The sequence below is a fragment of the Rhodoferax sp. EU05-FHT12H12 genome, assembly GCF_058791215.1.
Map to the genome: position 1 here is coordinate 1 of NZ_JBYTDI010000007.1, position 16,368 is coordinate 16,368.

Sequence of the window (16,368 nt, forward strand, 5' to 3'; positions counted from 1 at the left end):
AAGAAGGCCTGCGTTTCGCGATCCGCGAAGGCGGCCGTACCGTGGGCGCTGGCGTGGTTGCAAAAATCATCGCGTAATTCGCAAAACTTAAGGAATTACGATGGCCGCCAAGCAAAAAATCCGCATTCGCCTGAAGGCGTTTGACTACAAGCTGATTGACCAATCGGCTGCTGAAATCGTCGATACCGCCAAGCGCACTGGCGCGATTGTCAAAGGCCCCGTGCCTTTGCCAACCCGCATGAAGCGTTTTGACATTCTGCGTTCACCTCACGTGAACAAGGCCAGTCGCGATCAGTTTGAAATTCGTACGCACCAGCGTCTGATGGATATCGTGGATCCCACAGACAAAACCGTAGACGCGCTGATGAAGCTCGACCTGCCTGCTGGCGTGGACGTTGAAATCAAGCTGCAGTAAGAAGAAATAGCGGCCCTGGGTGCAAACCTGGGGCCTCTGACTAGCGGGAAAAGTAGGTACTTGTGTCAAATGCAGGTACAGGCTATACTCGCTGGCTCTGCTTGACGTGCTTTGGTGCGCGGGCAGGGTTTTATTAACAGTCTCTCACGCAAAAACGCTGTAGCCAATTGAAGTTGCAGCGGTGGGAGTTACGGAGAAAACAATGAGTCTTAGCAATCACTTAGGGTTGCTGGGTCGCAAGGTTGGCATGATGCGCCTATTCACCGACGACGGGGATGCAGTTCCTGTTACGGTGGTGGACGTGTCGAACAACCGCGTGACACAGGTCAAAACCCAGGAGAACGATGGCTACGTTGCCTTGCAGGTAACGTTCGGTGCACGCAAAGCTTCGCGCGTCACCAAGCCAATCGCTGGCCACCTCGCCAAAGCTGGCGTGGAAGCTGGTGAGATCATCCAGGAATTCCGCGTTACCGCAGATGCTGCAGCCAAGTACGTCGCTGGCGCCACTGTGCCAGTGGCTGATGTGTTTGTTGTCGGTCAGAAAGTGGATGTGCAAGGTACCTCCATTGGTAAAGGCTACGCCGGTACCATCAAGCGCCACAACATGAGCTCGCAACGCGCGTCGCACGGTAACAGCCGTTCGCACAACGTTCCCGGCTCCATCGGTATGGCACAAGATCCAGGTCGCGTGTTCCCCGGTAAGCGCATGACGGGTCACTTGGGTGACGTCACCAAAACAACACAAAACCTCGACGTGATTCGTATCGACGAAGCACGCCAGTTGTTGCTCATCAAGGGCGCGATTCCCGGTGCAGCCGGTGGTTTTGTGACTGTCCGTCCCGCCATCAAGGCAAAAACAGCGAAAGGAGCGAACTGATGCAGCTCGAACTCCTGAATGACCAAGGTCAGGCCACCGCCAAATACGATGCGCCCGAAACCGTGTTCGGTCGCGAATACAACGAAGACTTGGTGCACCAGGTGGTTGTGGCCTTCCAGGCTAACGCCCGCCAAGGTACCCGTGCGCAAAAAGACCGTGAACAGGTCAAGCACTCTACCAAGAAGCCGTTCAAGCAAAAGGGAACTGGTCGCGCTCGCGCCGGTATGACGTCCTCGCCTCTGTGGCGCGGCGGCGGTCGTATTTTCCCGAACATGCCCGACGAAAATTTCGGTCAAAAGATCAACAAGAAGATGTACCGCGCTGGTATGGCTTCCATCCTGTCCCAGTTGGCCCGCGAAGGTCGCCTGGCAGTGGTGGACTCCATCAAGGTTGACTCTCCCAAGACCAAGCCTTTGGCAGCCAAATTCAAGGCCATGAACCTTGAGTCCGTGTTGGTGATCGCCGACGAAGTGGATGAAAACCTGTACTTGGCCTCGCGCAACTTGGTGAACATCCTGGTTGTTGAGCCCCGTTATGCAGATCCTCTGTCGTTGGTGCACTACCGCAAGGTGCTGGTGACCAAGGCCGCCATGGACAAACTCAAGGAGATGTTCGCATGAGCGCCCGTATGAACAACACGTCCAAGGTCAAGTACGACGAAGGTCGCTTGATGCAGGTTCTGGTTGCTCCCATCGTGTCTGAAAAGGCAACCATGGTGGCTGAAAAATCCAACGCTGTGACGTTCAAGGTATTGCAGGACGCTACCAAACCCGAAATCAAGGCCGCTGTGGAATTGATGTTCAAGGTTGAGGTGCAAGGTGTTTCTGTGGTGAACACAAAAGGCAAGACCAAGCGCTTTGGCAAATCTGTGGGCCGCCGCGACAACGTTCGCAAGGCTTATGTGATGCTCAAGCCCGGTCAAGAGCTGAACCTTGGTGGGGAGGCCGCTTAATCATGGCAGTCATTAAAATGAAACCTACTTCTCCAGGCCGTCGTGGCGTGGTGAAGATTTCGCGTGATCACCTGTACAAGGGTGCCCCTCACGCTGCGTTGCTGGAGCCACAATTCCAGCAAGCCGGTCGTAACAACAACGGCCACATCACCACTCGCCACAAGGGCGGTGGTCACAAGCACCATTACCGCGTTGTGGACTTCGTTCGCAACAAGGATGGCATTCCCGCCAAGGTTGAGCGTATTGAGTACGACCCGAACCGTTCTGCGCACATCGCTTTGGTGTGTTATGCCGACGGTGAGCGCAAGTACATCATTGCGCCCCGTGGTCTGGAAGTCGGCGCAACCATCCAAAATGGTTCCGAAGCTCCCATCCGTGTGGGTAACACCCTGCCTATCCGCAACATCCCCGTGGGTTCCATCATCCACTGTGTTGAATTGCAAGTGGGCAAGGGCGCGCAGATCATCCGTTCTGCTGGTACCTCTGCTACGCTGCTGGCCCGCGAAGGCACCTACGCCCAAGTGCGTGTGCGTTCCGGCGAAGTTCGCAAAATCCACATTGACTGCCGCGCCACAATTGGCCAGGTCGCCAACGAAGAGCACAGCCTGCGCCAATTGGGCAAGGCCGGTGTGAAGCGCTGGATGGGTATTCGTCCCACCGTTCGCGGTGTGGTGATGAACCCGGTTGACCACCCGCACGGTGGTGGCGAAGGCAAGACCGGTGAAGGCCGTCATGCAGTCGATCCTTGGGGTAATCTGACCAAGGGTTACCGTACCCGTAACAACAAGCGCACGCAGGTCATGATCGTGTCGCGTCGCAAGAAGTAAGGGGTAGGTAAATGACTCGTTCACTGAAAAAAGGTCCATTTGTGGACCATCACCTGGTAGCCAAGACCGAAAAGGCCGTTGCTACCAAGGACAAAAAGCCGATCAAGACTTGGTCGCGTCGCTCCATGATCTTGCCCGATTTCATCGGCTTGACCATTGCTGTGCACAACGGCAAGCAGCACGTGCCCGTCTATATCACTGACCAAATGGTTGGCCACAAGTTGGGTGAGTTCGCTCTGACCCGTACTTTCAAGGGTCACCCTGCGGACAAAAAAGTCCAGAAGAAATAAGGAGGTGACCATGGAAACTCGTGCAACCCTTCGTGGCGTCCGTTTGTCGGTAGACAAAGGCCGTCTGGTCGCGGACCTGATCCGTGGCAAAAAAGTTGACCAAGCTCTGAACATCTTGCAATTCACGCAGAAAAAAGCTGCCGTGATCATCAAGAAGGTTTTGGAGTCCGCCATTGCCAACGCTGAGCACAATGACGGCGCCGATATTGACGAACTGAAGGTGAAAACCATTTACGTCGAGCAAGGTGCTTCTCTGCGTCGCTTCACGGCACGTGCCAAAGGCCGTGGCAATCAAATCCGCAAGCCCACGTGCCATGTGTACGTGACGGTTGGTAACTGAAAGAGGCCAGGAAGATATGGGACAAAAAATCCACCCAACCGGCTTTCGCTTGGCGATCAGCCGTAATTGGTCTTCTCGTTGGTACGCTAGCAACCGCGATTTCGCGGGCATGCTGGCCGAAGACATCAAGGTGCGTGAGTACCTGAAGGCCAAGTTGAAGAACGCTTCGGTGTCGCGCATCCTGATCGAGCGTCCCGCCAAAAATGCACGCATCACCATTTTCTCGGCACGTCCGGGCGTGGTGATCGGCAAGAAGGGCGAAGACATCGAAAACCTCAAGCGTGACCTGGGCAAGCAATTGGGCGTGCCAGTGGCAGTGAACATCGAAGAAGTGCGCAAGCCCGAAATCGATGCGAAATTGATCGCTGACAGCATCACCCAGCAGCTCGAAAAACGCATCATGTTCCGCCGTGCCATGAAGCGCGCCATGCAAAACGCCATGCGTTTGGGCGCCTTGGGCATCAAGATCATGTCGTCCGGTCGTCTGAACGGCATCGAAATTGCCCGTACCGAGTGGTACCGTGAAGGTCGTGTGCCCTTGCACACCCTGCGCGCTGACATTGACTACGGAACTTCCGAAGCCAAGACCACGTACGGCATCATCGGTGTGAAGGTCTGGGTTTACAAGGGTGACACCTTGGGCCGTAACGATCTGCCTGCTGCTGTGGAGCCTCGCGCTGAAGAAGAGCGTCGCCCCCGTGGACCCCGCCGCGATGACCGCGGTGGTGCCCGTCCTGGTGCTGATCGCGCCGCTCCCCGTGGCGCTCGTCGTCCCGTGGGTGGCAATGCAGCCCCTGCCGACGGCAGCGACAAGCCCGCAGAAGCACTGGGTGCCGATGCAAACAAACCAGCCGTTAAGCGCGTTCGCAAAGTCGCCGCGCCAGCTGCAGCAGCTGACGGTAAAGGAGAATAATCATGTTGCAACCCGCTCGCCGGAAATACCGCAAAGAGCAAAAGGGCCGTAACACCGGCATCGCAACCCGCGGAAGCTCGGTTGCGTTCGGTGACTTCGGTCTGAAATGTACTGACCGCGGCCGTCTGACGGCTCGCCAGATTGAAGCTGCACGTCGTGCAATTTCCCGTCACGTGAAGCGTGGCGGCCGTATCTGGATTCGCGTGTTCCCTGACAAGCCAATTTCCCAAAAGCCTGCTGAAGTGCGTATGGGTAACGGTAAAGGTAACCCCGAGTACTACGTGGCTGAAATCCAGCCCGGCAAGATCGTGTTTGAAATCGTCGGTGTGCCTGAAGAGCTGGCACGCGAGGCATTCCGTTTGGCTGCGGCCAAACTGCCTTTGCGTACCACTTTTGTGGCCCGCATGATTGGTCAGTAATTCAGGAGAACTCGAAATGACGAAAGCTGCTGAACTGCGCACCAAAGACGTTGCCGGACTGACTACGGAAGTCAAAGCGCTGCAAAAAGCCCACTTTGGCCTGCGTATGCAAAAAGCCACGCAACAACTCAACAACACAGCCACGATTCGCACTGCGCGTCGTGACATTGCTCGCGCCAAGACCATTCTTGTCGAGAAGCAAATGGCTGACAAATCCGCCAAATAAGGAGCGATAAATGACGGAAGCTAAAAAATCCCTCAAGCGCACCTTGATTGGCAAGGTGGTCAGCGACAAGCGCGCCAAGACAGTCACTGTGCTGATCGAACGTCGCGTGAAGCACGAGCTCTACGGAAAAATCGTGGCAAAAACCAGCAAGTACCACGCCCATGACGAAAAGGGTGAGTACAAGTTGGGTGATGTCATCGAAATCACCGAAAGCAAGCCTATCTCCAAAACCAAGAACTGGGTTGCGACCCGCTTGGTGGAAAAGGCTGCTGCAGTCTAAGCCTATCGGCTTTGTCCGCTGCAAGTGACTTCAAAACGGCCCACAATGTGGGCCGTTTTCATTGGTGCGTGCACATTGTGTTGTGCCGCACTTTCCAACCCTAGGAGCACACATGATTCAAGTCGGCGACACCCTTCCCTCGACCACCCTGATGGAGTATTCGGATGTGGAGGGCGAAGGCTGCAGCATCGGCCCGAACCCGGTGGATGTGGCCAAAGCTACCGCGGGCAAGACGATTGCCTTGTTCGCATTGCCCGGTGCTTTCACGCCCACATGCTCTGCCAAGCACGTGCCTGGTTATATCGAGCAGGCCGCCGCTTTTCAGGCCGCCGGTGTGGATGAAATCTGGTGCGTCAGCGTGAACGACGCGTTTGTGATGGGGGCGTGGGCACGCGACCAAAAGACAGCTGGCAAGGTGCGCATGCTGGCCGACGGCAGTGCTGCATTTGCCCAGGCTACGGGGCTGACGCTGGACTTGAGCAGCAAAGGAATGGGGCTGCGCAGCAACCGCTACTCCATGCTGGTGAAGGACGGCAAGGTGGTGGCCTTGAACGTAGAAGGTCCCGGCAAGTTTGAAGTGAGTGATGCCAACACCTTGTTGGCCCAGGCCAAGATCTAAATAAGATCTTGGGCGCCTGCCTCAAAGTTCTGCTTTGAGGTAGTGCGCACCGGCGATGGGGTTGTAGTAATACGGGGGAACCTCTTCAAACCCCAGTTCTTCGTAGAGTGCCCGGGCGGCTTCCATGTCGTCCAGGGTATCCAACAGCACGCAGTCATACCCGCTTTGGCGGCCGGCATCCAGAATGCCCTCTGCCAACATGCGGCCCAAACCCAGTCCGCGGTGCGTCGGGCGCACGTAAAGACGTTTCATTTCAGCGGCGTTGGGGTAGTCGGCAGCGTCCAGCGGCCGCAGGGCACAACAGCCTGCAAATACGCCATCTACACAGGCAAGCAGCAAAGCACCACGTGGGGCTGCGTACTCGCCAGGTAGTTCACGCAATTCCTGCGCGAAGTTCTGAAAACACAAATCTACGCCCAGTTGTTCGGCGTACTCTTGAAACAGCATTCTGGCGGCCTCCAGCGCGTCGGATGTCGCTGGGGTGTGCAGCGAGATCTGCACAGTGGGGGGGATGGTCGATTCCATTCAGGCCGCCCAAGCCAGCATGCCGGCGACTGCTGCCGCGCACAACACCAAAACCAACAGCGCCAGTCCGCGGGTGACTCCATCGTCACGTGCATTGGGCACGCCTGTCGGGGTTTGCTTGTCTCCCAGCACCATGGGGGCCACCAGGTTCTGCCCCTTCTTGACGCGGTAGAACACGATGGCCACAATATGCAGAACCAGCAGTACCAACAACACGATCTTGCCAACTTCCGTGTGGTAATCGCTGGCACGGCTGACCCACTCGCCATTCGCAAACTTGGACAAGGGGCCCGCGGTGGCAATTTCATCGTCACTGAACAGTCCACTGGCTACCTGCAACAGGGCGACGCCCAGCAGCCCCAAGACCGACAGAAAACCCAACGGGTTGTGCCCCACACCGTGTTCGGGAGCGCCTTGTCCTCTCAGGTACCGCACGATCGTGCGGGGGCTGTAGAAGAAATTGGCAAAGCGGGACCAGTGGCCCCCGACGAAGCCCCAGACCAGCCGGAACAGCAGCAGGGTCATCACGCAGTAGCCCAGGCGGAAGTGCCAGTCCATCCAGCTACCGCTCACCTGCCCCGTCACTACCAAGCCGATCACGGCGGCGGCCAGCAGCCAATGGAACAGGCGGGTGGGCAAATCCCACACACGGGTTGTTTGCATTGTCACTCCTTCATTGCCTTCATCAGGCAGGGTGCCCGCATAGGGCCGAACGCGCAATGTATCACTGCCATAGCGGCAAATGGCTGTATGGTGTTTACCCTCGCATGGCGATTCGGGCAGAACTATTGTTGTGGGCCTGCGGTCTACCTACAGTCAGTACCCTCAACCACCGAAGGATGTTCGATGAAAAAGCTAGCTACCCTGATTCTGGCCAGCGCGGCTGCCACTTTGTCCGTGCCTGCCATGGCGCAGTTTGCCAAAGCGGAAGATGCCATCAAGTACCGCCAAAACGCCTTGTTTGTCATGCAGCAAAATTTTGCACGGGTTGCCGCCATGGCGGCTGGCCGGGCGCCATTGGATGCCAAAGTGGCAGCAGAAAGTGCGGAAGTGGCTGCATTTGTTAGCAAGTTGCCCTGGGCCGCCTTTGGGGAGGGTACGGACAAGGGCGTTGCCACCAAGGCGAAGGCCGAAATCTGGAGTGACAAGGCCAAGTTCAATGACTATGCCGAGAAAATGCAGGCTGAAATGAACAAGCTGAACGCGGCTGCCAAGACCGGCAACCTAGACAGCATCAAGGCTGCGGTGAATGCCACCAGCGGCAGCTGCAAAACCTGCCACGACGCCTTCCGTTCGTAAAAGACGCCAAATCCCTGCTCAGGACTCTTTGAGCAGGGATTCGATCAACTGGTGTAGTTCGGGCATATTGGGGGCGCCCACATACCGCTTCACAATCTCTCCGCGCTTGTTCACCAGGTAGCTGGTAGGGGTGATGCCCACTTCACCCCAGGCCTTGGCCACGGCGCCGGTGTTGTCAATGGCCACATCAAACGGCAGCTTGCGTGTCTGAACAAAATTCACGACATAACTGGGGGGGTCGTACGCCATGGCCACGGCGACCGTGCCGTAGCCCTGGGATTTGTATTTTTCGAAGGTGGATACCAGTTCGGGCATCTCGGCCACGCAGGTGACGCAGCTGGTAGCCCAGAAATTTACCAAGGTGACTTGGCCCTGCAAGGCGGTCGAGGATTTCTGGGAGCCATCCAGCAGCACAAAGGTCGATGCCGGGGCGGCCTTGCTGGAGGTGAGCCAGAGGCTCCCCGCGACCAAGGCCACAGCGGCTACGATGCTGGCAGCGACAATTTGTTTTTTCATGAATAGGTACTTCCCATGGACCGTCGACAGTTTAATTCCTTCTCCCTGACCACCGCAGCCTTGTGGACTGCCGCAAGCCTGCACCCCGCCTACGCGCTGACCCTGGACGATTTGACCAAGGCCGACGCGACCAAAGGCCTGAAAACGGCGCTCGAAAAAGGGGCGCTGGCGGCTGTGGGCATTCTGGGCGTGCAGGATGGATTCCTGGGCAACGAAAAAGTTCGCATTCCTTTGCCAGGCTACCTTGAAGATGCAGCCAAGCTCCTGCGTACCTTTGGCCAGGGCGCCCGGGTGGATGAACTGGTCACCTCCATGAACCGGGGCGCTGAAGCGGCCGTTCCCATGGCCAAGGACTTGTTGCTTAAAGCGGTGCAGGGCATGTCGGTCAACGACGCGAAGGGGATCTTGGGAGGCGGAGACACTGCGGTGACCCAGTTTTTTGCCGACAAAACCCGCAGCCCGCTGGGCGTGAAGTTCTTGCCCATTGTGACCAAGGCGACGGAAAAGGTGGGCTTGGCCGACAAGTACAACCAGCTGGCGGGCAAGGCGTCCGAAATCGGGTTGATGAAAAAAGAGGATGCAAATATCCAGCAGTACGTGACGGGCAAGGCCCTGGACGGCCTGTTCTTCATGATCTCGGAAGAAGAAAAGAAAATTCGCCAGAACCCCGTGGCGTATGGCAGCTCCATCCTGACCAAAGTTTTTGGCGCGCTGAAGTGAGTGCCCTGGCTCCTGTGCTCCGCTGGCTGCTGCCCGCGGCCTTGGTCTTGGGGGCCTGCAGCCCAGCACTCAATTGGCGCCAGGCCCCACTGGGCGCGCTGAGTTTCTCCCTGCCTTGCAAACCAGACAAAGCCCAGCGCGCGGTGCCCTTGGCGGGGCGGAATGTAACGCTGGAGATGCAGGGGTGCGAGGCCCGAGGCGCCTTGTTCGCCATCAGCCGTGCCCAGGTGGGTGATGCCACCGCCATCCCTGCGGTGGTCCAAGCCTGGCGCGCGTCGGCACTGGCGGCCTTGCGCACGGACGAGGGCGTGGCCACGGTACTAGCAGCACCCCGCTACGGCAGGGTGCCCGGCCTGGCCAGCGCAGTATGGCTGCGCGTCGCAGGCCAGCGCCCCCAAGGCGGCGTGGTGCAAGCCCAATTGGCGTGGCTGGTGCTGGGCGGCGACGTTTACCACCTGGCGGTCTATGCCGACCCCCTGGGGCCCGACATGACCGAGCCCTTCTTTACCGACATCACCCTGCCATGAGCACACTGAACAGCCGCAAAGCGGTGCTGGTCTTCAGCGCATTCGCGCTGGCCTATTTCTTGTCGGCGTTGATCCGCGCCATCACGGCCACACTGGCGCCCACGCTGGTGCAGGAGTTCAACCTGCAGTCGCGCGATCTGGGCTTGCTGGCTGGGGGCTACTTTTTGGGCTTTGCTGCCACGCAGCTGCCGCTGGGGCGCTGGCTGGACCGCTTGGGGCCCAAGCGGGTGGAGATCGGCTTTTTGTCGGTGGCGGTGCTGGGCTGTCTGGCATTCGCCCTAGCGCAGAGCTTTTGGGGCCTGCTGGCGGCGCGCGTGCTGTGTGGTGCTGGGGTGAGCGCCTGCCTGATGGCCCCGCTGACGGGCTACCGCCGCTGGTATGCGCCCGAGCAGCAAATGCGCGCCAACTCCTGGATGTTGATGGTGGGGGCCTTGGGCATGGTGGCCTCCACGCTGCCGGTGCAGTGGCTCATGCCACTGATGGGCTGGCGCGGCATCTTCGTGCTGCTGGGCGTGTTGGTGGTGGTGTCCATGTTGGCCATCGCCTGGCAGTCGCCCCCTTGGCAGACCCCGACAACTGCCGTGGCTGCCCAGGAGGGCGTATTGGCCAGCTACCGCGAGGTCTGGCGCCACCCCTATTTCCGCAAGCTGGCGCCGCTGGGGTTCTTCAACTACGGCGGCATGGTGGCCATGCAGACCCTGTGGGCCGGGCCGTGGTTGGTCAAGGTGGCTGGCTACAGCGCCCTGCAGGCCGCCACCGGCCTGTTCTGGCTCAATGTGTCCATGCTGGTGGCGTACTGGCTGTGGGGATGGGCCAACCCCTGGCTGGCGCGCCAAGGGCACAGCGCTGACAAACTGATCACCTGGGGCATGCCACTGAACTTTGTTTTGTTCACTATTCTTTTGATAGCTGGTGGCGCAATATCTACCTGGGCTGCAGTGCTTTTTTCATTGATTTGTGTGAGTTGCACCGTGGCCGCGTTGGCGCAGCCTGCGGTCGGCATGGCGTTTCCCGCGGCGCTGGCGGGGCGGGCGCTGTCGGCGTACAACCTGGTGATCTTCAGCGGGGTGTTTGCCGTGCAATGGGGCATCGGCCTCTTGCTGGATGGCTTCAAGGCCTTCGGCTTCGCCGAAGTGGCCGCCTACCAGGCGGCCTTTGGCGTGTACGGACTGGCGTGCGTGGGGGCCTATGTGTATTTCTTGCGGGCAAAGGCGCCATAATCAAAGTCCACTCCGCAGCACACTCCATGAACACCGGCATTCTGATCGTCGCCCATGCACCGCTGGCCAGTGCGCTGCGCACGGCCGCCTTGCATGTGTACCCCGAGGCGGCGGCCGGCGTGCTGGCCCTGGATGTGGCAGCGCAAGACAGTCCCGAACTCAGTCGGGCCGCGGCCCAGGCGCTGCTGGCCCAATTGGGCACGCCGCAGGCGCTGGTGTTGACCGATGTGTTCGGTGCCACGCCCTGCAATGTGGCGCAAAAAGTGGTGGATGGCCTCAACAGCAAACTGGTGGCGGGCGTGAACCTGCCCATGCTGCTGCGCACGGTGAACTACCGCCATGAAGCGCTGGACGTCTTGGTCACGCGGGCGCTGGCGGGTGGCGCCCAGTGCATCATGCAAGTGGCCGTGACCGCTCCCCAAAACCAACATCGCAAACCCCATGATCAGCACCAACACGACCATAGTCAATAAACTGGGCCTGCACGCCCGCGCCTCCGCCAAGCTCACCAAGCTGGCGGGCAGCTTTCCGTGCGAAGTGTGGATGGCCCGTGGCGACCGCCGCGTGAACGCGAAAAGCATCATGGGCGTCATGATGCTGGCCGCGGGCATTGGCACCGAAGTCACGCTGGAAACCAGCGGAGAACGCGAGCAAGACGCGATGGATGCGCTACTCGCGTTGATTGCGGACAAATTCGGCGAAGGCGAGTAAGTTGTTGGCCCCCACGCTCCACCGCTGCGCGGGCCGCTGTCCCTCATGGGGGCCAATTTCCCTTGGGGCAGCCCGGCGGGAAATGGCCGCGTTTTGCAAAGGATCTGATGTGTTGCAGGCGGTCCAGGCATGACTTTTTCCATCCACGGTCTGGCCGTTTCGCGCGGCATTGCCATTGGGCGTGCGGTGCTGGTGGCATCCAGCCGGGTGGATGTGGCGCATTACTTTATCAAGCCCGACCAGGTGCAGGCCGAGATTGAACGTGTGCGCGCCGGGCGCACCGCGGTGGTGGACGAGATTCACCGCCTGCAGGAGAGCATCACCCGCATGGGGCCCAGGGAGGCACCACAGGAGCTGTCAGCCCTGCTGGACGTGCACCTGATGCTGCTGCAGGACGAGGAACTGGTGGCTGGCGTCAAGCACTGGATCACCGACCGGCTCTACAACGCCGAGTGGGCGCTGACCACGCAGTTGGAAATCATTGCCCGCCATTTCGACGAAATGGAAGACGCCTACTTGCGCGAGCGCAAGGCCGACATGGAGCAGATCTGCGAACGCGTGCTGCGTGCCATGAAGGGAACGCAGTCTCCCATCGTGCAGCCGGTGCAGCGCGGGACCCGCAAGCCCTCGCAACAGGACCTGCTGCTGGACGACACGGTGGACGTGCCGCTGGTGCTGATCGCGCACGACCTGTCGCCGGCCGACATGCTGCAGTTCAAGCAAAGCGTGTTTGCCGGCTTCATCACCGACGTGGGTGGCAAGACTTCGCACACCGCCATCGTTGCGCGCAGCATGGACATTCCGGCGGTGGTGGGCGCACGCACGTGCAGCCAGCTGGTGCGCCAGGACGACTGGGTCATCATCGACGGCGATGTCGGCGTCGTCATCATCGACCCCTCGCCCATCATCCTGGCCGAGTACGGCTTCAAGCAGCGCCAGGGGGAGCTGGAGCGTGGTCGCCTGCAGCGCCTGCTGCACACGCCCGCCGTCACCATGGACGAGCAAAAGGTGCAGCTGCTGGCCAACATCGAAATGCCCGAGGATGCCCAGGTGGCGCTGAAAGCTGGCGCACTGGGCGTGGGCCTGTTCCGCAGCGAGTTTTTGTTCATGGGCCGCCAGGGCCGCCTGCCGGACGAGGAGGAGCAGTACCAGGCCTACAAAAAAGCCGTGGAGGGCATGCAGGGCCTGCCAGTCACCATCCGCACCGTGGATGTGGGGGCCGACAAGCCGCTGGACGCCTCCGTGCGCGACGATGCCCATTTGAACCCTGCGCTGGGTCTGCGCGCCATTCGCTGGAGCCTGGCCGATCCGGGCATGTTCCTGACCCAGCTGCGCGCCATTCTGCGTGCCGCTGCGCATGGCAAGGTGCGCATGTTGATTCCCATGCTGGCCCACGCCAGCGAAATCAAGCAGACCATCGCCCATATCGAGAAGGCGCGTGCCCAGCTGGACCGGCGGGGTGTCGCCTACGGGCCCATCCAGCTCGGCGCGATGATCGAGATTCCGGCCGCCGCCTTGAGCTTGCGCCTGTTTCTCAAGTACTTCGACTTCCTCTCCATCGGCACCAACGACCTGATCCAGTACACGCTGGCGATCGACCGGGCTGACGAGTCCGTGGCGCATCTGTACGACCCTTTGCACCCGGCGGTGCTGCGTCTGGTGGCCAACACCATTGCCGAGGGCCGGGCCCAGGGCAAGGACGTGAGTGTCTGCGGCGAGATGGCCGGAGATGTGAGCATGACGCGCCTGTTGCTGGGCCTGGGCCTGCGCAGCTTCTCCATGCACCCGGCGCAGATTCTGGCGGTCAAGCAGGAGATCTTGCGCGCCGACGCGGGCAAGCTGGAGGCCTGGGCGCACAGCGTGTGCGACGCGGAGGAGCCCGGTGAAGAGCTCAACAGCCGCCCTATGCCGCTATAAAAACAGGAGCTATTGGCGCAATAACTGCAGGGGCTAGAGGTTGTTTTGACTTGTAAATGGGGCGGCTTTTACTTCCCCGCCCGCGCCCCCAGCACGGCCGCACCAATGATCAAGGCCGCGGCCAGCACCACCGAGGCGCTGGGCCACTCCCCGCGCAGCCACAGCAGCGCCAGCGTGGACAGCAGGGGGGTAAGAAAAGACAACACACCAATCTGTCGCGCATCGCCCCGTTTGAGCGCTGCATCCCACAGGTAAAACGCGCCGCCCAGCGGGCCCAGGCCCATGGCGGCCAGCAGGGCCCAGTCGCGGGGACTCAGGTCCACGGGACTTTCCAGCAGCGCATGGCACAGCAAGGACAGCAGGCCAGAGACCACACCGAACAGACCAATGGCCGCGCTCGGGAAGGCTGGCACGCGCTGGGTGAGCAGCGAATAGCTGGCCCAGATAAATGCCGAGCCCAGTGCCGGGAGGTAGCCCCATGCAAAGCCACCCTGCAAGTCACGCCCGCCCACAATGGCGAGTGCCGCACCCGCGAAGCCCAGCAGCGCGGCCACCACGTGCAGGCGGTGCAGCCGCACGCCCGGCAAGAACAACGGCGCCATGAGCACAATGCCCAGTGGCCACAGGTAGTTCACCAGATTCGCCTGCACGGGGGGCGCATGGCGCAGTGCAATGAAGAGCAAAAAGTGAAAACCAAAGAGCCCGTACACACCCAGCGCCAGCGTGGAGGAGGGCACCCGCCACTGCTGTACCCGGCCTTTGGAAAGCACCAGCCCGATGAGGCTGCCAAAGAGCAAGGCACAACCGGTCAGCAGGAACGGTGGCACATGGCCCAACGAGACCCCAAGCGGAGCAAGTGAGCCCCAGAGGGCAATGGCAGCGAGGGCGAGAAGAGAGGCTTGCATGGCAGTGAGCTTAGCCGCAGGCGCTACGGTCAAACCACGGTCTGCGATCGCAGAACCACGGTATTGGAGGCCATCAGTGCCGCGTGTGATGGCGCAGCGCGGCAGTCAATGCGGAAGCCGATTGGTAACCACAGCGCCCGGCGATGTCTGCCATGGCCAGGCCCTGGGCGCGCAGCTGGCGGGCGCGCTGTAGCCGCAGGTCGCGCAGCCACTGCATGGGGCGCATGCCGGTTTCCTGTTGGCAGCGCACGGCAAATTGTGTGGGACTTAAAAACACCTGCTGCGCCAGGTCGGCGACGGTCAGCGGCGTGTGCAGCTGGCGTTCGCACCACTGGGTCAGGCTTGTCCAGTCAATGCGGCGCTGGCTGCGGTTGGGCCGTGTCTGCGACGAGCGCCAGCAGTCCAGCAACAGCAGCGGGCCGTAGTGCTGGGCCAGGCTGTCCTGCCGCGTGAGGGCCAGTTGCAGGTAGTGCGCCAGGGCCTGCGCTGCGGCGGGCAGTGCAGGCGCACCCGCGATGTGGGCCCAGCCACTGTGGGCGGTGTCCAGCACCAGGCAGCGCGCGCTGGCCGGCGCTTCGAAGTCGTGCAATGCGCCGGGGGCAATCACGCAGCCGCCGCCCGCCGCAATGCGCTGACCGCGACCGTCGACTTCCAGCTCCAGCGTGCCCTCCAGCCCCAGCAGCACCTGGTAATGGTCGTGCGCATGGCTGCCCGGTGAGGGGCCGTACCGGCGTAGCGACAAAGAGCCATGGGCGGCGTGCATGGGGTTGGTGGCTTCCTCAGGCCAGGCGCTGGTCGGTGGAGGGGCGCTTCCAGAGGTTGATGCCACCGTCCACCGCGTGGCCGTCAATCGCAGCCAGTTCTTCGGCACTGAAGCCCAAATTGCCCATGGCGCCCACCAGGTCCACGATCTGCTCGGGCTTGCTCGCGCCAATCAGGGCGGAGGTGACGCGTGCATCGCGCAAGACCCAGGCCGTGGCCATCTGGGCCAGGCTCTGGCCGCGGGCGTGTGCAATTTCGTTGAGCGCGCGCACGTGCTTGAGGTTCTGCTCGCTCAGGTGGTCCTGCTTGAAGGAGCCGCCGCCGGGGCGGTTGATGCGGGCGTCGGCCGGCACGCCGTTCAGGTACTTGTTGGTCAGCAGGCCCTGGGCCAGCGCGCTGAAGGCGATGCAGCCCATGCCGGTTTCATCCAGCGCGTCCAGCAGGTCTTCCTCGATCCAGCGGTTCATCAGGCTGTAGGAGGGCTGGTGGATCAGCATGGGCACGCCCATGCTTTTGAGGATGGCGGCTGCCTCGCGCGTCTTGGTGCCCGAGTAGCTGCTGATGCCGGCATACAAGGCCTTGCCCTGCTGCACGGCCGTGGCCAGTGCGCCCATGGTTTCTTCCAGTGGGGTGTCGGGGTCAAAGCGGTGGCTGTAGAAGATGTCCACGTACTCCAGTCCCATGCGCTTCAAGCTCTGGTCCAGGCTGGCCAGCACGTATTTGCGCGAGCCACCGCCCTGGCCGTAGGGGCCGGGCCACATGTCGTAGCCGGCCTTGCTGGAGATGATCAGCTCATCGCGGTAGGGCTTGAAGTCGCGGCGCAGGTGCTCGCCGAAATTGGTCTCGGCACTGCCGTAGGGGGGGCCGTAGTTGTTGGCCAGGTCGAAGTGGGTGATGCCCAGATCAAAGGCGGTGCGCAGCATGTCGCGCTGGGTCTGGAAGGACGTGGCGTCGCCGAAGTTGTGCCAGAGGCCGAGCGAGACGGCGGGCAATTTGAGGCCGCTTTTGCCGCAGGTGCGGTAGGGGACTTGGCCGTTGTAACGGTGAGCGTGGGCGTGGTAGTTCATGGGGGTAGATACTATCTGCCCAGCCATAGCCCTATGGCGTC

26 protein-coding genes are annotated in these 16,368 nt (G+C 60.8%); 20 read left to right on the forward strand and 6 right to left on the reverse strand.

The window, feature by feature from the left end; all coding sequences use genetic code 11:
• The 13 genes from AC3WS7_RS16820 to AC3WS7_RS16880 form a co-directional block, all read left to right on the forward strand.
• A partial coding sequence (locus AC3WS7_RS16820) for an EF-Tu C-terminal domain-related protein (RefSeq protein WP_198556962.1) occupies positions 1-77 on the forward strand: 77 nt, incomplete at its 5' end.
• Between the two features lie 23 nt (positions 78-100).
• Complete coding sequence (gene rpsJ, locus AC3WS7_RS16825; RefSeq protein ID WP_068674876.1) at positions 101-415, forward strand: 30S ribosomal protein S10; 315 nt, start codon at positions 101-103, stop codon at positions 413-415.
• A gap of 202 nt (positions 416-617) precedes the next feature.
• The gene (gene rplC / locus AC3WS7_RS16830; RefSeq protein ID WP_492657169.1) at positions 618-1,292 is read left to right on the forward strand and encodes a 50S ribosomal protein L3; all 675 of its coding nucleotides are present in this window, start codon (positions 618-620) and stop codon (positions 1,290-1,292) included.
• Entirely contained in the window at positions 1,292-1,912 is a 621-nt protein-coding gene (rplD, locus tag AC3WS7_RS16835) for a 50S ribosomal protein L4 (RefSeq protein WP_296468085.1), read from the forward strand. The genes rplC and rplD overlap by 1 nt, the downstream gene beginning before the upstream one ends.
• A gap of 8 nt (positions 1,913-1,920) precedes the next feature.
• The gene (gene rplW, locus AC3WS7_RS16840) at positions 1,921-2,244 is read left to right on the forward strand and encodes a 50S ribosomal protein L23 (RefSeq protein WP_094476423.1); all 324 of its coding nucleotides are present in this window, start codon (positions 1,921-1,923) and stop codon (positions 2,242-2,244) included.
• A 2-nt stretch (positions 2,245-2,246) separates the two neighbouring features.
• Complete coding sequence (rplB, locus tag AC3WS7_RS16845; protein WP_087495490.1) at positions 2,247-3,071, forward strand: 50S ribosomal protein L2; 825 nt, start codon at positions 2,247-2,249, stop codon at positions 3,069-3,071.
• A gap of 11 nt (positions 3,072-3,082) precedes the next feature.
• Positions 3,083-3,361 (forward strand): 30S ribosomal protein S19, encoded by a 279-nt coding sequence (gene rpsS / locus AC3WS7_RS16850; RefSeq protein ID WP_094476242.1) that lies wholly within the window; start codon positions 3,083-3,085, stop codon positions 3,359-3,361.
• Positions 3,362-3,371: 10 nt separating this feature from the next.
• Positions 3,372-3,701 carry a 50S ribosomal protein L22 gene (gene rplV, locus AC3WS7_RS16855; RefSeq protein ID WP_075585605.1) on the forward strand — a complete coding sequence of 110 codons (330 nt, stop codon included), beginning with the start codon at positions 3,372-3,374 and terminating at the stop codon, positions 3,699-3,701.
• A gap of 16 nt (positions 3,702-3,717) precedes the next feature.
• Positions 3,718-4,614, forward strand: coding sequence for a 30S ribosomal protein S3 (gene rpsC / locus AC3WS7_RS16860; RefSeq protein ID WP_296468088.1), 897 nt, complete (start codon positions 3,718-3,720; stop codon positions 4,612-4,614).
• Positions 4,615-4,616: 2 nt separating this feature from the next.
• Positions 4,617-5,033, forward strand: a complete 417-nt coding sequence (rplP, locus tag AC3WS7_RS16865) for a 50S ribosomal protein L16 (protein ID WP_029708121.1) — start codon at positions 4,617-4,619, stop codon at positions 5,031-5,033.
• Between the two features lie 16 nt (positions 5,034-5,049).
• Positions 5,050-5,259: a 50S ribosomal protein L29 gene (gene rpmC / locus AC3WS7_RS16870; RefSeq protein ID WP_296468094.1), complete on the forward strand. Its 210-nt coding sequence runs from the start codon at positions 5,050-5,052 to the stop codon at positions 5,257-5,259.
• Between the two features lie 10 nt (positions 5,260-5,269).
• A complete protein-coding gene (rpsQ, locus tag AC3WS7_RS16875; RefSeq protein WP_087495485.1) occupies positions 5,270-5,539 on the forward strand; it encodes a 30S ribosomal protein S17 in 270 nt (89 codons plus the stop codon).
• 112 nt (positions 5,540-5,651) lie between these two features.
• Positions 5,652-6,158 carry a peroxiredoxin gene (locus tag AC3WS7_RS16880; RefSeq protein ID WP_492657170.1) on the forward strand — a complete coding sequence of 169 codons (507 nt, stop codon included), beginning with the start codon at positions 5,652-5,654 and terminating at the stop codon, positions 6,156-6,158.
• A gap of 21 nt (positions 6,159-6,179) precedes the next feature.
• Here the strand turns inward: AC3WS7_RS16880 and AC3WS7_RS16885 are convergent, their stop codons facing one another.
• Positions 6,180-6,605 (reverse strand): GNAT family N-acetyltransferase, encoded by a 426-nt coding sequence (locus AC3WS7_RS16885; protein ID WP_492657220.1) that lies wholly within the window; start codon positions 6,603-6,605, stop codon positions 6,180-6,182.
• Between the two features lie 78 nt (positions 6,606-6,683).
• Complete coding sequence (locus AC3WS7_RS16890; protein WP_492657171.1) at positions 6,684-7,346, reverse strand: cytochrome b/b6 domain-containing protein; 663 nt, start codon at positions 7,344-7,346, stop codon at positions 6,684-6,686.
• Positions 7,347-7,529: 183 nt separating this feature from the next.
• Between AC3WS7_RS16890 and AC3WS7_RS16895 the strand changes: the two genes are divergently transcribed.
• Positions 7,530-7,982, forward strand: a complete 453-nt coding sequence (locus tag AC3WS7_RS16895; protein WP_492657172.1) for a c-type cytochrome — start codon at positions 7,530-7,532, stop codon at positions 7,980-7,982.
• 18 nt (positions 7,983-8,000) lie between these two features.
• Here the strand turns inward: AC3WS7_RS16895 and AC3WS7_RS16900 are convergent, their stop codons facing one another.
• On the reverse strand, positions 8,001-8,498 hold the full coding sequence (locus AC3WS7_RS16900; protein WP_492657173.1) for a TlpA disulfide reductase family protein: 498 nt from the start codon (positions 8,496-8,498) through the stop codon (positions 8,001-8,003).
• Between the two features lie 15 nt (positions 8,499-8,513).
• On the opposite strand from AC3WS7_RS16900, the gene AC3WS7_RS16905 reads away from it, so the two are divergent.
• The 6 genes from AC3WS7_RS16905 to ptsP all read left to right on the forward strand — a co-directional run bounded on the left by AC3WS7_RS16905 (position 8,514) and on the right by ptsP (position 13,593).
• A complete protein-coding gene (locus AC3WS7_RS16905) occupies positions 8,514-9,218 on the forward strand; it encodes a DUF4197 domain-containing protein (protein WP_296468107.1) in 705 nt (234 codons plus the stop codon).
• The gene (locus AC3WS7_RS16910) at positions 9,215-9,745 is read left to right on the forward strand and encodes a hypothetical protein (RefSeq protein WP_492657174.1); all 531 of its coding nucleotides are present in this window, start codon (positions 9,215-9,217) and stop codon (positions 9,743-9,745) included. The genes AC3WS7_RS16905 and AC3WS7_RS16910 overlap by 4 nt, the downstream gene beginning before the upstream one ends.
• Entirely contained in the window at positions 9,742-10,965 is a 1,224-nt protein-coding gene (locus tag AC3WS7_RS16915) for an MFS transporter (RefSeq protein ID WP_492657175.1), read from the forward strand. Before AC3WS7_RS16910 ends, AC3WS7_RS16915 begins: the two co-directional genes overlap by 4 nt.
• Before the next feature lie 26 nt (positions 10,966-10,991).
• Positions 10,992-11,438 (forward strand): PTS sugar transporter subunit IIA, encoded by a 447-nt coding sequence (locus tag AC3WS7_RS16920; protein ID WP_296468113.1) that lies wholly within the window; start codon positions 10,992-10,994, stop codon positions 11,436-11,438.
• Positions 11,407-11,676, forward strand: coding sequence for an HPr family phosphocarrier protein (locus AC3WS7_RS16925; RefSeq protein ID WP_296468115.1), 270 nt, complete (start codon positions 11,407-11,409; stop codon positions 11,674-11,676). Before AC3WS7_RS16920 ends, AC3WS7_RS16925 begins: the two co-directional genes overlap by 32 nt.
• A 129-nt stretch (positions 11,677-11,805) precedes the next feature.
• A complete protein-coding gene (ptsP, locus tag AC3WS7_RS16930; RefSeq protein WP_296468117.1) occupies positions 11,806-13,593 on the forward strand; it encodes a phosphoenolpyruvate--protein phosphotransferase in 1,788 nt (595 codons plus the stop codon).
• Between the two features lie 68 nt (positions 13,594-13,661).
• Here ptsP and AC3WS7_RS16935 read toward each other — a convergent pair whose 3' ends face one another.
• The 3 genes from AC3WS7_RS16935 to mgrA all read right to left on the reverse strand — a co-directional run bounded on the left by AC3WS7_RS16935 (position 13,662) and on the right by mgrA (position 16,327).
• Positions 13,662-14,498: a DMT family transporter gene (locus AC3WS7_RS16935; protein WP_492657176.1), complete on the reverse strand. Its 837-nt coding sequence runs from the start codon at positions 14,496-14,498 to the stop codon at positions 13,662-13,664.
• A 73-nt stretch (positions 14,499-14,571) separates the two neighbouring features.
• The gene (locus tag AC3WS7_RS16940; RefSeq protein ID WP_492657177.1) at positions 14,572-15,261 is read right to left on the reverse strand and encodes a helix-turn-helix domain-containing protein; all 690 of its coding nucleotides are present in this window, start codon (positions 15,259-15,261) and stop codon (positions 14,572-14,574) included.
• A 16-nt stretch (positions 15,262-15,277) separates the two neighbouring features.
• Positions 15,278-16,327 (reverse strand): L-glyceraldehyde 3-phosphate reductase, encoded by a 1,050-nt coding sequence (mgrA, locus tag AC3WS7_RS16945; protein ID WP_492657178.1) that lies wholly within the window; start codon positions 16,325-16,327, stop codon positions 15,278-15,280.
• Positions 16,328-16,368: the final 41 nt, after the last annotated feature.

Bases quoted from the DNA above. Each gene is read 5' to 3' on its own strand.
- rpsJ (WP_068674876.1), top strand. From the start codon at position 101: ATGGCCGCCAAGCAAAAAATCCGCATTCGCCTGAAGGCGTTTGACTAC.
- rplC (WP_492657169.1), top strand. From the start codon at position 618: ATGAGTCTTAGCAATCACTTAGGGTTGCTGGGTCGCAAGGTTGGCATG.
- rplD (WP_296468085.1), top strand. From the start codon at position 1,292: ATGCAGCTCGAACTCCTGAATGACCAAGGTCAGGCCACCGCCAAATAC.
- rplW (WP_094476423.1), top strand. From the start codon at position 1,921: ATGAACAACACGTCCAAGGTCAAGTACGACGAAGGTCGCTTGATGCAG.
- rplB (WP_087495490.1), top strand. From the start codon at position 2,247: ATGGCAGTCATTAAAATGAAACCTACTTCTCCAGGCCGTCGTGGCGTG.
- rpsS (WP_094476242.1), top strand. From the start codon at position 3,083: ATGACTCGTTCACTGAAAAAAGGTCCATTTGTGGACCATCACCTGGTA.
- rplV (WP_075585605.1), top strand. From the start codon at position 3,372: ATGGAAACTCGTGCAACCCTTCGTGGCGTCCGTTTGTCGGTAGACAAA.
- rpsC (WP_296468088.1), top strand. From the start codon at position 3,718: ATGGGACAAAAAATCCACCCAACCGGCTTTCGCTTGGCGATCAGCCGT.
- rplP (WP_029708121.1), top strand. From the start codon at position 4,617: ATGTTGCAACCCGCTCGCCGGAAATACCGCAAAGAGCAAAAGGGCCGT.
- rpmC (WP_296468094.1), top strand. From the start codon at position 5,050: ATGACGAAAGCTGCTGAACTGCGCACCAAAGACGTTGCCGGACTGACT.
- rpsQ (WP_087495485.1), top strand. From the start codon at position 5,270: ATGACGGAAGCTAAAAAATCCCTCAAGCGCACCTTGATTGGCAAGGTG.
- AC3WS7_RS16880 (WP_492657170.1), top strand. From the start codon at position 5,652: ATGATTCAAGTCGGCGACACCCTTCCCTCGACCACCCTGATGGAGTAT.
- AC3WS7_RS16885 (WP_492657220.1), bottom strand. From the start codon at position 6,605: ATGCTGTTTCAAGAGTACGCCGAACAACTGGGCGTAGATTTGTGTTTT.
- AC3WS7_RS16890 (WP_492657171.1), bottom strand. From the start codon at position 7,346: ATGCAAACAACCCGTGTGTGGGATTTGCCCACCCGCCTGTTCCATTGG.
- AC3WS7_RS16895 (WP_492657172.1), top strand. From the start codon at position 7,530: ATGAAAAAGCTAGCTACCCTGATTCTGGCCAGCGCGGCTGCCACTTTG.
- AC3WS7_RS16900 (WP_492657173.1), bottom strand. From the start codon at position 8,498: ATGAAAAAACAAATTGTCGCTGCCAGCATCGTAGCCGCTGTGGCCTTG.
- AC3WS7_RS16905 (WP_296468107.1), top strand. From the start codon at position 8,514: ATGGACCGTCGACAGTTTAATTCCTTCTCCCTGACCACCGCAGCCTTG.
- AC3WS7_RS16915 (WP_492657175.1), top strand. From the start codon at position 9,742: ATGAGCACACTGAACAGCCGCAAAGCGGTGCTGGTCTTCAGCGCATTC.
- AC3WS7_RS16920 (WP_296468113.1), top strand. From the start codon at position 10,992: ATGAACACCGGCATTCTGATCGTCGCCCATGCACCGCTGGCCAGTGCG.
- AC3WS7_RS16925 (WP_296468115.1), top strand. From the start codon at position 11,407: ATGATCAGCACCAACACGACCATAGTCAATAAACTGGGCCTGCACGCC.
- ptsP (WP_296468117.1), top strand. From the start codon at position 11,806: ATGACTTTTTCCATCCACGGTCTGGCCGTTTCGCGCGGCATTGCCATT.
- AC3WS7_RS16935 (WP_492657176.1), bottom strand. From the start codon at position 14,498: ATGCAAGCCTCTCTTCTCGCCCTCGCTGCCATTGCCCTCTGGGGCTCA.
- AC3WS7_RS16940 (WP_492657177.1), bottom strand. From the start codon at position 15,261: ATGCACGCCGCCCATGGCTCTTTGTCGCTACGCCGGTACGGCCCCTCA.
- mgrA (WP_492657178.1), bottom strand. From the start codon at position 16,327: ATGAACTACCACGCCCACGCTCACCGTTACAACGGCCAAGTCCCCTAC.